Below are 12,562 nucleotides of genomic sequence, written 5' to 3'. Positions count from 1 at the left end.
GTGCCCGGTCACCACGCGGTAGAACCACGCAACGGCTGCCCGGCAGCCGGCTATCCGCGGTCCGGGACCCTGGAATCGCAAGACGCGCGGCGTGCGCGGGGAATGACCGCGACGCTGCCCGCGACCACTGCGGCCGTCAGTCCGGCCAGTTGCAGTACGACGCCGCCGAAGCCGACCAGGTCGGCGCCCGGGTCCGACAGGGCGGCGAGGGGCTCGGGGTTGGTGAACACCCCGACGATGAAGGCCCCGCTCAGCGGGATGCTCAGCAGCAGCATGAACCGGCCCGGTACCAGCGCGACCAGCAGCGCGAGCACGGCGAACATCGCCGGCCCCGGGCCGTCCCAGCGCAGCCCTTCGGGCGCTGCGTCGCCGATCGCGTCCGCCAGCATGCCTGCGACGGCGATCCACACCGCGGTACGGCGCGGATTTGCCGCGCTGAGCGGCTTGACGGGAGGTACGGCCTGCCGTCGGCGGTTGTACCGGATGGCGAATGCGGCGGCCACGGACGAGAACGCGAGCCCCAGCAGCATGACGGCGTTGCCGACGACCAGCAGGGAATCGGCGCTGGTGAGGTTGGCGGTCAGTTCCCCGCCGGCCAGCCCGCCGACCGCGATCCACAAGGAGAGCACCACGGCTGCCAGCGGCGACCAGGGCGTCCGCCGGTCCAGCCACACGATCGCCGCGGCCGCGCCGATGTAGAGGAGGCCCGGCGGGAAGCCGGGGAACAGGGCAGGTGCGGCGATCCACTGCACCACGAGTCCAGCGGCCGCCAGGGCTTGGCCGCCGATCGCCCCGGCAGTGGCGAGCGGGAGCGATCGTAAGGGCGACGGCACAGAGGCGGGGCCCGGAAGGTGGATGCGGGCATGCGTGCGCGTGCGGTTACGGGAGTCTTCCGTTGGTGAGTTCTTCATAGCCATGAGCTTCGGCCGGTGCGGCCCGGCAGGCATCCGCCGGCGGAAGGCTGCCGATGTACTCCAGCGGAGGCACCCGGGACTGCTGACGGTGCTTCCCCGGCGCTTCCCAGCACTGTCCTGTGCGCCTCGGAGGTCGTGACAGGATCTTGCTGAGGTGCCCCGGCGCGACCGGTCCGTCGCCGATCAGGCCTTCGGCCGGCCCCACCAGTTCGAACGCCTCGCGGTCCGCCGGGAACGACGTATCGAACGCCGCTCCTCCTTCCTCTCGTCGGCTTGCAGTCCCAGCTGCTGGAAGCGCCTCAAGAAGACCGGATCGTGATCGCGGTACGAGCTCAGGGAAAACATTTGAGCGAGGCAGCGCCCCGCTGCTACTTTCGTGGCGGACCGTGAAGTCGTCGTATGGAGGTGAGCCCCGTGAACACAGTTACCCGTGGGTGCTCCCTCAACCCGTCACGGTCCGGCGGCTGACGTTCGGTGTCGCCAGGAGCGCCTGAGACCGAGGCACTCCCAGGAGGAGACTCCGATGAACACGAAGCCTTACACATCCGGCCTGAGCGAGAACGCGGTGCTGATCACGCGCGTCGCGGACAGGCAATGGCACGCACTGGACGACGACCTGGTGGTCGGCCGCGGGCACGCGGAGCACCGGCCCGACGGACGCCTGTTCGTCAGCATCGACGCCTGGCACGACGCCGCCTTCGACCGGCTCGCCGAGACGATGCCGGCGCAACTGCCGGCACCGCTGTACACGGTGGTCGACGAAGCCGACGCCGAGCTGACGGCCGGCTGGCGGCGGGCCGGTTTCACGATCCGGCGCCGCGAGTGGGAGTACGTCGTGCCGACCGACCCCCGGGTCACGGGGCTCGAAACGGTCCGGCCGCCTTCGGGCGTGACGATCGTGCCCGCCGGTCAGACGGACGAGCGTCTGCTGCGTGCGGTGGACCGCGCGATCCGCGACGAAGTCGAGGCGACCGTCGGATGGCAGTCGATGCCCGCTGAGGTGATTCCCCGCCCCGAAGGCGACACCATCGTCGACCCGTCGAAGTACGCGGTGGCCGCGGCACCGGACCGCTACCTGGGACTGATCCGGGTGGTGACGGTGAACCGGCCGCGCATCGGGCTGGTCGCGGTCCGGGCTGGCGAGCAGCGCCGCGGCCTCGCGCGGGCGCTACTGGCCCACGCGCTGGGCACGCTGCACCGCTCCGGGGCCGCCGCGGCCTGGGCCGAGGTCCACGAGGCCAACCCAGCAGCCTCGGCACTGTTCGAGGGCATCGGTGCCCGGCCGATGAGCAGCAACCTGGAGCTGGTGCGATGACGAAGGACAAGAACGTCATCGAAGTCGAGGGCAAGGTCGTCGAGTGCCTGCGCAGCGCCATGTTCACCGTGGAGCTCGAAAACGGCCACCGGGTGCTCGCGCACATCAGCGGGAAGATCCGCAAGAACTACATCAAGATCATGCTGGAAGACCGGGTGCTGGTGGAACTCCCGCCGTACGACCTGACGCGCGGCCGGATCGTGTTCCGGTACCGCAACTAGCGGCGGCCGGCACCTTCCGCGGTAGCTGATCCGGGGCCCCGGTCACGGCGTTTCCGTGACCGGGGCCCCGATTGACGGCTCGCTAGCACGCACTGGATGCCCTGCCGACACAGCCGGTCCGGCACCGACCGCGGGCCAGGAGCCTTCTCGGGCCAGGCGGCAGCGGCGCGAACAGCGCCCACATGGCACCGTCCACAAGATCACGCCACGAACTCTCAGTAAGTTCGAGCCCATGTCGATGCTGTCTTTCCCCCTCACTCCCTCCTACCTCGACCAACTACTGGAACTCGCTGACGTCCCCTGGTGCTGCGACGCCTTTGACGGCGCCTTCCGGCAGCGTGGCTGGGCCCGCCCGGCCAAGAACGGTGAGACCGCCGTCGAATGGCTGGACCACTGGCCGCTCGGTGAGCCGAACCCGTTGTCCTGGCACGTCCTGCTGGGTGAATACCCGGGCTGCGCGAAAGCCGACGACCGGAGCGTCGCCTGCGACGAACCGGAGTGCCACGAGGGCTCCTTCCTCGCCTTTCCGCTGGCCTACGCGGCGATCGATCTCATCGAATCCGGCACCGGGCTCCCCGTCGACCCACGGGAATTGTGGGGCGACCCGCTTCCCTCCGCAGGCGTATACAAGGCGAATGCCACGCAGGAGGACTTCATCGCCTGTTACGACCATGCCGCACACCTGCTCCAGGCGCGCCTGGGGACGCCACTCCCCACGGCGCCGCCCGTGCAGTCGGACCCTCCGGAGCGGCAGATTTCCTGGAAGCGCGGGAAGCGCCTGGTCAGTTTGTTCCTCGACGAGAACACCTACAACTACGGCCAGGACGACTGGACAGGTATCGACATCCGCCCGCTCAGCTGAGCCCTCCCGGACGGCGGTATGCCGATCGCGATGCCCAGCGTGATGCCGCCGCCGTAACCGATCAGCGCCTCCGGGGGTTGGCAACCGGGCGTCGTACGGACCCCACGCCTTTCCCGAACGGCGGCCCGGCCGCGACCGCTCCCTGCGGACGAGGGCCGCACGTCTCACCGGCATGGCGAAAGTAGGGCCGGCATGGCGAGCGTAGGGAATTTCGTCCCGGCCGGTCGGGGTGGTGTCGGCGGGGTGGGGTATGCCAAGGGCACGGTAAGCGCGTTGTGCCGGTAGGGGCCGCGCGCTCCTCGGGTTCGAGGCGTGCAGCTCTGCGCACGGAAGGCCTCCGTACTGTTGAACCGACCTGCCCTGTACCACCTGCTCCTCCTTCCCGACGGTTCCTGGGACGCCGTGGAGTGCCTGGCCGCCATGATCCGCCGCCGTGCCACGGTGCCCACCGTCATCGTCGACGTGTCGGCGGTTCACCGGCTGACCATCGACGCCCTGGCCGTCCTGGTCCGCAAGGCCATGCGGCTGCATTCGGTCGGCGGCCAACTGCTCCTGGCCGGCCCGCATCCCGCCGTGCGCAAGCTCATCCTGCGCACCGCGACCGGCTCCCTGCTGCCCGTCTTCACGGGCAGTGCCGCCGCGGTCCGCGCACTGGCCCAGGACGGCCGCACGTGGCACCGGACGGAGCTGGCTTCCGGGCAGGGCACGCTCTTCGCCGACCCGTCGGCAGGGCACGGCTGAGGACACCCGGTGCCGGTCGTGTGAAGGGTGCGGCGGAGCACGTTGCCCGCCGCGGGGCGCGGTCGTTGCCCCGGCGTGGAGGTCTTCGAAGTCGGGCTTCGAGACCTCCTAGGTCTTTGAGGTCGTCCAGAACTTCGAGGCCTTGGAGGTCTTGAAGGTCTTTGTGGTCCTCGGGGACTTTGGGGTCTTTGGGGTCTTTGGGCTCTTCGTCACGGACGGGTCCCGCCTGACGGCTCCCGGCCGAGGCCGGGAGCCGCCGTGGCGGCTGGTGGAGGAGGTGAGTCAGGACGTCAGCTACGCGAGGTACGGCTGCGCCGGATGAGCACCACCCCGCCGAGCAGAAGCGCGGCACTCGTGGCGGCCGCGGCACCGGCGTGACTGCTTCCCGTCTGCGCGAGCGCCGGCAGCCGGCTGCTCTGCACGACCTCCCGCCCCTTGCCACCGGACGGTGTCACAGCGGACGACGACAGGTGGTGCGTTGCGGATACGGTGCGGGCGTCCACCGCGCCGGCGACCTCGGCCGGAGGCCGCTGGCCGGGCAGCTGGGGGTCGGTGGGCGACCGGTGGCCGCCCGCCCCCGGAGTACCGGGAATTTGGTGCACGGGGGTCTCGTGCATGGGAGGCCGGTGGCCGGACGGCTGGTGGTTGCCGGACGGCTGATGGCTCGGGGGCTTGTGCCCTGGAGGCTTGTGCCCTGGAGGCTTGTGGCCTGGAGGCTTGTGGCCGGGGGGTTGGTGGCCAGGGGGCTTGTGCCCAGGGGGCTGATGGTTGCCGGGTGGTTTGTGCCCCGGCGGCTTGTGCCCAGGCGGCTTCTGACCCGGGGGTTTGTGGCCCGGGGGTTTGTGGCCCGGCGGCTTGTGGCCCGGCGGCTTGTGGCCGGACGGGGGGTGGTGTCCGCCAGGGTTGGCGCACTGGTTGCCGAAGGCGGGGTTGAGCAGACCGATGACGTTGACGGTGTTGCCGCAGAGGTTCACCGGCACGTGCGCGGGGGCCTGGAGCAGGTTGCCTGCGATCACGCCCGGAGACCCGACGGAGGCTCCTTGCCCACCGGCGTCGGCGTGGGCGGCACTCGCCCCCACGCCGGTCAGCATCCCGGTCGCCGTCGCGGCGACCAGCACGCTTCGTTTCACGATGTGTTGCACCTGTGGTCCTTCATCTTTCCGAAGGTGACGAACCGGGCACCCGACGTTGACCGGGCACCCGTATCCCGAAAGGGACACCGCCCAGCACCGGAGACCGATCAGCGCCGCCCGAGCGGCGAACGCCCGGTCAGACCCGTCTCGTTGGTCAGTCGCAACGGAGACAGGCAGAGGTGCTGAGCGCGTCGTAACGGACCAAACGAGTGACCCGCCCGAAGGAAACGCACGACTTTTCCCGCGCCGCCCTGCCTGAACGGTTCTCCTGCTGCCCTCGGCCTTCACACGAACCCACTGCCGCATGGACACGCGTTCGCACCAGCCGACGGCGTCCCGGCACGCCCGTACGGAACACCACACCCAGCGCCATCGGATCCAACAATCCCGCAGGTCAGAGGCGTGTGCGGCGCAGCACACCGGGGGCGTGCGGTCATCGCTCGTGCGCGGAGGCGTGCACCACGGGCACGGTGTGGGTGTGCAAATGTCCGTGTTCTGTAATGGACCGTCCTCTCTTCCACCACAGCCTGCCGAGCGGGCGCACCGTGATGTCCGCCCGGCAGCAGTCCGGGCATCGAGTCACACCGGCCCCGCTGTGTGCGGGGCTGTCCGCAGGAGGTTCGTCATGCTCCGTTCCGCCCGTACGGCCGCCGTCGCTCCCGGCTCGGCGGCCCTGGTCGCCGGCGCCGCGCTGCCCGCCACCACCGACGCGCACACGCTGCCGGCCAAGCACCGCTCCCCCGTCGTGATCGGCGCCGTGCAGGCCGACAGCCCGGGCCGCGACGACGGCTCCAACCGGTCCCTGAACGCCGAGTGGGTCACCGTCAAGAACACCGGCGCCACGCGGCCGACCTCGACGGCTGGCCCCTGAACCACCGCTACACCGCCACCCTGCGCACCGACCATCACCACGTGATCGGCATCAAGCGCTGGGGCCGCCACTGACCATCCCCCTGGGGCCCCAGGTGCGCCGCCCTGCGCGGGAGGGCAGCAGAGTGACCTTGTCATCACACGAAGGCAAGCTCGGGAAGCGGGACCGGTCATCGACATCTGGACGACGAACACGACCGTTCCCCTACCGGAAACCCAAGGGACGAGCATTGATCCTGCCTCAGGAGAGCGGCACCGCACTGTCCGGGCAGCTGGTGTATTCAGAATCGGAGTACAGCTTCCGATATGTCGTCGCCGACCCGGCGGACGCGGCCGAACGGGTCGGCCCCGACGGCGTGGCCAGTCTTTCGATCAGTACGCTCCAGGTCGAGGTCGGCGTGGCGACGCGACAGCTCCTGTTCGTCTGGGGGCTCCACCCCCGTCGGAACCGTCAGAACTGGGAGACGTCGCCCCTCAGCCCGCCGGCCGCCGGGCCGGGACGGCTGACCGCCGACCCGAAGGGCGAAGAGTTCCTGGCCGGCGAAGCACGCGACCTGGATTCCGGCACGTCCTGGACGGCTGCGTGGCCCACCCGGTTCGATCCGCGCACCGGGTGGCTCCACCTCGCGAAGGACGAAGCCCCGGACGACGACCTGACGCAGATCGCCGACGGAATCATCGCGGGCCGGCTCTCCGGCACCCTGCACTGCCTGTGGCTCAAACCGGAGTTCGTCGCGTGATGGCCCGGCCGTGTGCGGCCACCGGCGCTATTCATCGCCTTCGCTGTTCTTGAGACTTTCTCCCGCACCCCGCACCCCGCACCCCGCGCACGCCCACGGATATCGTTTTCCGGGCACGCACGCGTAACGGTCAGGTGGTGATCGCGTACTCGGTGAATTGTCCGCAGGTGCTGAAGCCCAGCCGCCGGTAGACGGTCTCACCGTCCGCGGATGCCTGCAGGACGGCGGTCCGGTACCCCGCATCGCGGGCGGTGTGGAGTGTGGCGAGGGTGATGGCGCCCCCGTAGCCGCGTCGGCGGTGCGTTGTGAGGGTCGCGATGTTGTAGATGCCTGCCACGTCGGCGTGGAGGAAGACCTCCGCCGAGCAGACCGGTCGGCCTGCCACGTAGCCGACGAGGTAGCGGGCCGGACTGTCGGCGGCGAGCGCCCACTGCGCTGCCTCGGCGTAGAAGTGCCGGACGGTGGCGGCCGGCGGATCCCACAGCGCGGCGAGCACCATGGCGTAGTCGGCCAGTTGCTCCCGGGAAGTCACCGGGCGGATGTCGAGGCCGTCCGCGTGCGGCCGCGGTGGAGCTTCGCGGAGGTCACGCCACATGCCCGACTCGGTCTCCGAGGCTTGCAGGCCCACGGCTTCGAGGTGCGAGGCCAAGTCGGCCGGCTGGGAGGCGGGGCCCACCCACCACGAGAAGGGCCGGCCGGTGGCGGCGAGTTTCCGTACGGTCCGGCGGACGTGTCGCGAGGCTGCTTCCGCGGTGAAGCGCGCCGCCGCGACGATGTTGAAGGTGTCGTCGGCCAGTCCGCTGTCGGCGATCAGGAGATCAGCCGTCTCGACGACTGTCGCGCCATCCAGGCGTCGGTGGAGGTGACAGGCGTGCTCGGCCAGGTTCAGTTCCATGCCGGTCTGTAGGGCAGCATGGCCGGCCGACAAGGGATTCGATGCGTTCGACGCGTCCGGCGTGTTCGGCGCGTCCGGCATCCTCGAAATATTCGGCGTTTTCGGCGTACTCGGTGTATTCATGGTGCTTCGATGCAACACCTTGATTTGCGTCACTGCACTTGATTTGCCGCTGACCGCCGACGGCTCTCCGACCGGCATCTGAGTGCGCGTACTCATGCCCGCCCCCCGGAGCACCCGGCATGGTGGGGAGATGGCGTACGCACTCTCCGAACCTCCGTCCCGGCGAAGACGGCCCTGGTCACGCAGGACACCACGTGGCCGGGACATCGGCATCGGCCTCCTGTTGTTGGTGGTGGAAGCCGCCGTATTCCTGGCAGCCGGACTCTCGTACGGCATGGATGCGTGGGCCGCGCAGGGCGAGCAGGAGCGGATCGACGCGACACACCTTGCGCAACTCGCCTGGATGCAGCACTTCCTCATCGCCGTGATCGTGCTCGCCGGGCTGGCGATGCTGTTCCGCGCCCCGTGGACCGTGGTGTCCCAGCTCCTGGCCGCCGGAGCCGCGGCTGTGCTGCTCGCGCTCGCGCAGCATGACTACGACCGCGCGCATCCGGGCCCTGACACCGCCGCAAGCTCCTCTCAGCAGCCCGTATGGTCCGGTGGATCCGGCAGGTAAGTGGTGCGTTCCTGACGGGTGAGATCGCGGTTGTCGGTGTGGCAGATTCTGGCGATGGCTTCTTCGGGGGCGGGCAGGTCCAGGTGCGCTGCCGGACGGGCCCACCACCACCGTCAGCCGGTGCGCGAGCGCGCAGTCCACCAGGGTGGCCACCAGGGCCTCCCGGCCGAAGAACCGTTCTTCGTCCGCCACCTCGAACCGGGCCAGTCCCCGGTACGGCGGCTCGGCCCCCTCCTCCTGTCCCTGCGCCACAGGTACGGCCGCCACCTCGCGCGCGGCTCTGCGCCAGCGCTCGGGCCCACTCCCCCTCTGCCGCAGGCCCGTACGTAGGCCAGGACCGTGGACAGGGAGGCGAGCTGCTCGCCGGACGCGGCCCGCGACAGCGTCGGGGCCGAACACTCGACCCGCTGCGCCATCGCCTGGTAGGTGATCCCGCCCGCCTTCCTGCGCAGCGTGCGCAACACGTGGGCGAAGCGCTGCAGGGGGCCGGCGGTCGGATCCAGGGGCGGCTCCCGGCGTCCCATCCCTGCCCGCCCCTTCCCCCTTCGCTCTTGCCTCGCGATCACGTACCGCCCACCCCAGCACGCCCCGCTCGCCGCACAGAAGACGCCCGTCAGCCAACTGCGGGACCCCCGTTGCCCGCTGCGGTCTTTGATTCATCGCAGGTGAGGGACGTGCGCATCAAAGCCGGGCCACGGAAGGCTGGAGACACGACGCGGTCGGCGGACCGACGCGGTGCGACGTGACACCGGAGGTGTGGCGCGGCACGGGGGTGCGGCACAACGACGGAACGTGGCGCAGCGCGGGGTACGGTTCACCGGCCGGCGTCGGAGGACTCGGGCTGTGGGCGGCTACGTACGCGTGAGGCAAGCCGGCGGTGGCGGTCGAGGCGTAGGGCGCTTCCGACGGGTCTCCGCGGCGCCCCTCCCCCTACTGCTTCCCAGGCGGCGGTGGCCTTCTTACGCCTGTCAGGAGGCGCCGGGCGGGCGGACACCGCGTACGGCACCGTCGCTCACAGGCTCGCGAGGAGACCGTCGAGCGGAGCCGGTACCTGTTCGGGGGTGAGGGCCTCGACGAGGAGGCGGCCGTAGCGGATCTTGCGGCCCTTCTTCGTGCCGAGGAAGCGCCGCAACTGCTGGTGCCGGGGCCTGCCGTGCTGTGCGGGCTGGCGCAGGAAGATCTGCCAGGGGCGGACATCGCCTTCGGCCCGTAGGATTTCCTCGACCCTTGCCGTGCCCAGCGCCCGGATCAGCTCGTCCTCCAGGTCGGCCACGCACACGAAGAAGTCCCGGCGCGGCGCCCGTGCCCGTTCCAGACCGCGGTCGTAGAAGCGCTGCTCGCCCTCGTCGCACAGTCCTGTCAGGCGCAGGCCGAGGCCGGGCGGCCCGAGGAGGCCGGCGTAGCGGCCGACGCACATCGCGCCGCCCATCGGCATGACGCACACGCCCTCGGCGTCGAGGTCCCGGCCGCTCCGTACGGCCAGCGCCTGGACGGCCGCATGGTCGCTCGGCCCTTCCAGCAGCACCGCCGTCCGCACTCCCAGCCGCACGGCCAGTTCGCTCGCCGGCCCGCCGGGGCCACCGCCCGCCCAGCCGCTGACCGCGTCCCGGAACGCGCGCATGTCCGCCATGGAGCGAGTCTGCACCTCCGCCGACGGCGCGGCACGGAAATTACGACCGTACTGCCCGGCATGTGCGAAGGCCGAGGTGTTCGAAGGGCAGACGTGTGCGAAGGGCCGACGCGCCCCGTCCGGCCGGTGGTTACCGCTGCTCTCGGGACCGGCGGGAGCGGGCCGCTCCCGACTGCGGGGCCGGGGCCAGGACCAGGGGCAGGTAGACATCGTCGATGATCTCGACGACGATCTCGTCCTCGATGGGGGCCCCGAAGAGCAGGAACTCGTTGCGCAGCAGGTCGGTGGCGACGGCGGCCCGCCGTGAGTCCGGCACCCACTCCTCGACCTCGCCACGCTCGACGGCCCGCTGCAGGATGGCCCGGCACCCCATCGGGCCGACGTTGTGGATACGTTCGCGGATCAGCCGGGCGAACTCGGGGTCGCGGGTCATCTCCGTGAGCAGGCCACGCAGGATGCCGCCGATCGGGGAGGCCATCTTGGCGGACATCTGCCGCAGCAGGGCGATCATGTCGCCGCGCAGCGTGCCGGTGTCGGGCACGTCGATCTCGGAGACGCCGCGCGTCCCGCAGGCGTCCAGGACCAGTTCGGCGCGCCCGGTCCACCGGCGGTAGAGAGCGGCCTTGCTCGTACGGGCCCGGGCCGCCACGCGTTCCATGGTCAGCGCGGTGTAGCCCACCTCGGCGAGTTCGTCCAACGCCGCCCCGAGGATGGCGTTTTCCAGTTCCTCGCCGCGGCGCCGCGGCCCTTTGCGGTGGTCGGCGGCCGGTGGGGCGGTCCGGTCGTCGGCGTTCGTCGACAGCGTGACTCCTTGGAGTGTGCAAAGTATGCCGAGAGGACGTTGCGTTCCCTAAGGGGACACTCTAGCCTCCGAGTTAGAGAACTTACCGTTCCTTAAGAGCCTGTCAGCACCCCGAGGGGACCGATGACCGAGACCTCTGTGACCTCAGCAACCCTCCCTGCCTCCGACGCTCCCGCCTTTCCCAGCAACCGCACCTGCCCGTACCGGTTGCCCGAGACCTACACCCGGCTGCGCGACGAGCAGGACGCGCTGCGGCCGGTCACGCTCTACGACGGCCGGCAGGTCTGGGTGGTCACCAAACACGAGACCGCACGCAAACTGCTGGCCGACCCCCGGCTGTCCTCCGACCGCAACCATCCGGCCTTCCCGCTCACCTCCCCGCGCTTAGAGGCGCTGCGCGACCGCCGTCCCGCCTTCATCGGCATGGACCCGCCCGAGCACGGCAAACGGCGCCGGATGACGATCAGTGAGTTCACCGTCAAACGCATCAAGGGGATGCGCCCGGACATCGAACGCATCGTCCACGACTTCCTCGACGCGATGCTCGCCGCGGGCCCGCCCGCCGACCTGGTCAGCCAGTTCTCGCTGCCGGTGCCCTCGATGGTGATCTGTCAGCTGCTGGGCGTTCCGTACGCCGACCACGACTTCTTCCAGGACGCGAGCAGGCGCCTGGTGCAGTCCACAGACGTGGCCGAAGTGTCCGGTGCACGCGACGACCTGGAGCGCTACCTGGACGAGCTGATCACCGGCCTGGCGGCCGAGCCCGGGCCCGGTCTGCTCAGCGCCCTGGTCGCGCGGCAGCTCGCGGAAGGCACGATCGACCGCGACGAACTGATCTCCAACGCCCTGCTCCTGCTCATCGCCGGCCACGAGACCACCGCGTCGATGACCTCCCTCAGCGTCATCACGCTGCTCGACCACCCCGACCAGCTCGCCGCCCTGCGCGCCGACCCGGCGCTGGTCCCGGGCGCCGTCGAGGAGCTGCTCCGCTACCTCGCCATCGCCGACATCGCGGGCGGCCGCGTCGCCACCGACGACATCGAGATCGGCGGGCAGCTGATCCGGGCCGGCGAAGGCGTGATCGTCACCAACTCCATCGCCAACCGTGACGCGGACGTCTTCCGGGACCCGGACACCTTCGACATCCACCGCTCGGCCCGCCACCATCTCGCCTTCGGGTACGGCGTCCACCAGTGCCTCGGCCAGAACCTGGCCCGGCTCGAACTCGAAATCATCCTCACCGCGTTGTTCGACCGCATTCCCACCCTGCGGCTGGCCACCCCGGTCGATCGCCTGCACCTGCGCCCCGGCACCACCATCCAGGGCGTCAACGAACTCCCCGTCACCTGGTGACCCCGGCGGAAGAGGCAACCATGAAGGTAACCGCCGACCGTACGGTCTGCGTCGGCGCCGGTATGTGCGCCCTGACCGCGCCCGACGTCTTCGACCAGGACGACGACGGCATCGTCACCGTACTCACCGCCGAGCCCGGCGACGAGAGCCGGGATGCCGCCCTCGAAGCCGGGATGCTGTGCCCGTCCGGGGCTCTGCGGGTGGAGGAATAGCGGAGGAACAGAGAGCCGCGTACGCCTGCCTGACGGGCGCCTTCGTCGGCTGCTACCGCGGCATGGACTGCATGGCCCAGGGCATCGCCGGGGGCAGTTTCTCCTTCGCCGAGAGTAAGGCACCGGAACCGGGGGGGGGCGGGGGGGGGGGGGGGGGGGGGGGGGGGGGGGGGGGGGGGGGGGGGGGGGGGGGGG

The 12,562-nt window shown here is 70.5% G+C and carries 15 protein-coding genes and 3 pseudogenes; 10 read left to right on the top strand and 8 right to left on the bottom strand.

Features of this window, described 5'->3' with window-relative positions:
* Positions 1-50: 50 nt before the first annotated feature.
* Positions 51-755 (bottom strand): hypothetical protein, encoded by a 705-nt coding sequence (locus ACZ4Z1_RS35500; protein ID WP_468490792.1) that lies wholly within the window; start codon positions 753-755, stop codon positions 51-53.
* Between the two features lie 682 nt (positions 756-1,437).
* On the opposite strand from ACZ4Z1_RS35500, the gene ACZ4Z1_RS35495 reads away from it, so the two are divergent.
* The 4 genes from ACZ4Z1_RS35495 (at position 1,438) to ACZ4Z1_RS35480 (ending at position 4,053) form a co-directional block, all read left to right on the top strand.
* A complete protein-coding gene (locus ACZ4Z1_RS35495; protein ID WP_468490791.1) occupies positions 1,438-2,229 on the top strand; it encodes a GNAT family N-acetyltransferase in 792 nt (263 codons plus the stop codon).
* Positions 2,226-2,450 (top strand): translation initiation factor IF-1, encoded by a 225-nt coding sequence (gene infA / locus ACZ4Z1_RS35490; protein ID WP_120752849.1) that lies wholly within the window; start codon positions 2,226-2,228, stop codon positions 2,448-2,450. Before ACZ4Z1_RS35495 ends, infA begins: the two co-directional genes overlap by 4 nt.
* Before the next feature lie 232 nt (positions 2,451-2,682).
* The gene (locus ACZ4Z1_RS35485) at positions 2,683-3,312 is read left to right on the top strand and encodes a hypothetical protein (protein WP_468490790.1); all 630 of its coding nucleotides are present in this window, start codon (positions 2,683-2,685) and stop codon (positions 3,310-3,312) included.
* A 345-nt stretch (positions 3,313-3,657) separates the two neighbouring features.
* On the top strand, positions 3,658-4,053 hold the full coding sequence (locus ACZ4Z1_RS35480) for an STAS domain-containing protein (RefSeq protein WP_468490789.1): 396 nt from the start codon (positions 3,658-3,660) through the stop codon (positions 4,051-4,053).
* Between the two features lie 290 nt (positions 4,054-4,343).
* Here the strand turns inward: ACZ4Z1_RS35480 and ACZ4Z1_RS35475 are convergent, their stop codons facing one another.
* Positions 4,344-4,670 carry an LPXTG cell wall anchor domain-containing protein gene (locus tag ACZ4Z1_RS35475; RefSeq protein WP_468490857.1) on the bottom strand — a complete coding sequence of 109 codons (327 nt, stop codon included), beginning with the start codon at positions 4,668-4,670 and terminating at the stop codon, positions 4,344-4,346.
* A gap of 297 nt (positions 4,671-4,967) precedes the next feature.
* Positions 4,968-5,144 (bottom strand): annotated as a pseudogene (locus ACZ4Z1_RS35470) (chaplin); the annotation flags it as partial.
* Between the two features lie 667 nt (positions 5,145-5,811).
* Here ACZ4Z1_RS35470 and ACZ4Z1_RS35465 point away from each other — a divergent pair.
* On the top strand, positions 5,812-6,057 hold the full coding sequence (locus ACZ4Z1_RS35465) for a hypothetical protein (protein ID WP_468490788.1): 246 nt from the start codon (positions 5,812-5,814) through the stop codon (positions 6,055-6,057).
* Positions 6,058-6,286: 229 nt separating this feature from the next.
* Positions 6,287-6,796: a hypothetical protein gene (locus tag ACZ4Z1_RS35460; protein ID WP_468490787.1), complete on the top strand. Its 510-nt coding sequence runs from the start codon at positions 6,287-6,289 to the stop codon at positions 6,794-6,796.
* Between the two features lie 130 nt (positions 6,797-6,926).
* Here the strand turns inward: ACZ4Z1_RS35460 and ACZ4Z1_RS35455 are convergent, their stop codons facing one another.
* A complete protein-coding gene (locus ACZ4Z1_RS35455) occupies positions 6,927-7,691 on the bottom strand; it encodes a GNAT family N-acetyltransferase (protein WP_468490786.1) in 765 nt (254 codons plus the stop codon).
* Between ACZ4Z1_RS35455 and ACZ4Z1_RS35450 the strand changes: the two genes are divergently transcribed.
* Entirely contained in the window at positions 7,690-7,896 is a 207-nt protein-coding gene (locus ACZ4Z1_RS35450) for a hypothetical protein (RefSeq protein ID WP_468490785.1), read from the top strand. The genes ACZ4Z1_RS35455 and ACZ4Z1_RS35450 overlap by 2 nt on opposite strands.
* Before the next feature lie 48 nt (positions 7,897-7,944).
* Positions 7,945-8,370 (top strand): DUF6234 family protein, encoded by a 426-nt coding sequence (locus ACZ4Z1_RS35445; protein ID WP_468490784.1) that lies wholly within the window; start codon positions 7,945-7,947, stop codon positions 8,368-8,370.
* 147 nt (positions 8,371-8,517) lie between these two features.
* Here ACZ4Z1_RS35445 and ACZ4Z1_RS35440 read toward each other — a convergent pair.
* From ACZ4Z1_RS35440 to ACZ4Z1_RS35425, 4 genes and pseudogenes are all read right to left on the bottom strand, one after another.
* Positions 8,518-8,562, bottom strand: a pseudogene (locus ACZ4Z1_RS35440) (hypothetical protein); the annotation flags it as partial.
* Between the two features lie 170 nt (positions 8,563-8,732).
* A pseudogene (locus ACZ4Z1_RS35435) lies at positions 8,733-8,786 on the bottom strand (hypothetical protein); the annotation flags it as partial.
* 596 nt (positions 8,787-9,382) lie between these two features.
* A complete protein-coding gene (locus ACZ4Z1_RS35430) occupies positions 9,383-10,000 on the bottom strand; it encodes a TOPRIM nucleotidyl transferase/hydrolase domain-containing protein (RefSeq protein ID WP_468490783.1) in 618 nt (205 codons plus the stop codon).
* 130 nt (positions 10,001-10,130) lie between these two features.
* Positions 10,131-10,697 carry a TetR/AcrR family transcriptional regulator gene (locus ACZ4Z1_RS35425; protein WP_468490782.1) on the bottom strand — a complete coding sequence of 189 codons (567 nt, stop codon included), beginning with the start codon at positions 10,695-10,697 and terminating at the stop codon, positions 10,131-10,133.
* A 228-nt stretch (positions 10,698-10,925) separates the two neighbouring features.
* Between ACZ4Z1_RS35425 and ACZ4Z1_RS35420 the strand changes: the two genes are divergently transcribed.
* Both ACZ4Z1_RS35420 and ACZ4Z1_RS35415 read left to right on the top strand, forming a co-directional pair.
* Positions 10,926-12,155: a cytochrome P450 gene (locus ACZ4Z1_RS35420; protein WP_468490781.1), complete on the top strand. Its 1,230-nt coding sequence runs from the start codon at positions 10,926-10,928 to the stop codon at positions 12,153-12,155.
* Positions 12,156-12,175: 20 nt separating this feature from the next.
* On the top strand, positions 12,176-12,367 hold the full coding sequence (locus ACZ4Z1_RS35415; RefSeq protein WP_468490780.1) for a ferredoxin: 192 nt from the start codon (positions 12,176-12,178) through the stop codon (positions 12,365-12,367).
* Positions 12,368-12,562: the final 195 nt, after the last annotated feature.

The organism is Streptomyces sp. NPDC030165 (assembly GCF_055573595.1).
The sequence above is the reverse complement of the archived record's forward strand: the minus strand, read 5'-3'. Positions and strand labels throughout refer to the sequence as shown.

Excerpts from the sequence above, each read along its gene's own strand:
- ACZ4Z1_RS35495 (WP_468490791.1), top strand. The coding sequence starts at position 1,438 with ATGAACACGAAGCCTTACACATCCGGCCTGAGCGAGAACGCGGTGCTG.
- infA (WP_120752849.1), top strand. The coding sequence starts at position 2,226 with ATGACGAAGGACAAGAACGTCATCGAAGTCGAGGGCAAGGTCGTCGAG.
- ACZ4Z1_RS35485 (WP_468490790.1), top strand. The coding sequence starts at position 2,683 with ATGTCGATGCTGTCTTTCCCCCTCACTCCCTCCTACCTCGACCAACTA.
- ACZ4Z1_RS35475 (WP_468490857.1), bottom strand. The coding sequence starts at position 4,670 with ATGCACGAGACCCCCGTGCACCAAATTCCCGGTACTCCGGGGGCGGGC.
- ACZ4Z1_RS35465 (WP_468490788.1), top strand. The coding sequence starts at position 5,812 with ATGCTCCGTTCCGCCCGTACGGCCGCCGTCGCTCCCGGCTCGGCGGCC.
- ACZ4Z1_RS35450 (WP_468490785.1), top strand. The coding sequence starts at position 7,690 with ATGCCGGTCTGTAGGGCAGCATGGCCGGCCGACAAGGGATTCGATGCG.
- ACZ4Z1_RS35455 (WP_468490786.1), bottom strand. The coding sequence starts at position 7,691 with ATGGAACTGAACCTGGCCGAGCACGCCTGTCACCTCCACCGACGCCTG.
- ACZ4Z1_RS35445 (WP_468490784.1), top strand. The coding sequence starts at position 7,945 with ATGGCGTACGCACTCTCCGAACCTCCGTCCCGGCGAAGACGGCCCTGG.
- ACZ4Z1_RS35430 (WP_468490783.1), bottom strand. The coding sequence starts at position 10,000 with ATGGCGGACATGCGCGCGTTCCGGGACGCGGTCAGCGGCTGGGCGGGC.
- ACZ4Z1_RS35420 (WP_468490781.1), top strand. The coding sequence starts at position 10,926 with ATGACCGAGACCTCTGTGACCTCAGCAACCCTCCCTGCCTCCGACGCT.
- ACZ4Z1_RS35415 (WP_468490780.1), top strand. The coding sequence starts at position 12,176 with ATGAAGGTAACCGCCGACCGTACGGTCTGCGTCGGCGCCGGTATGTGC.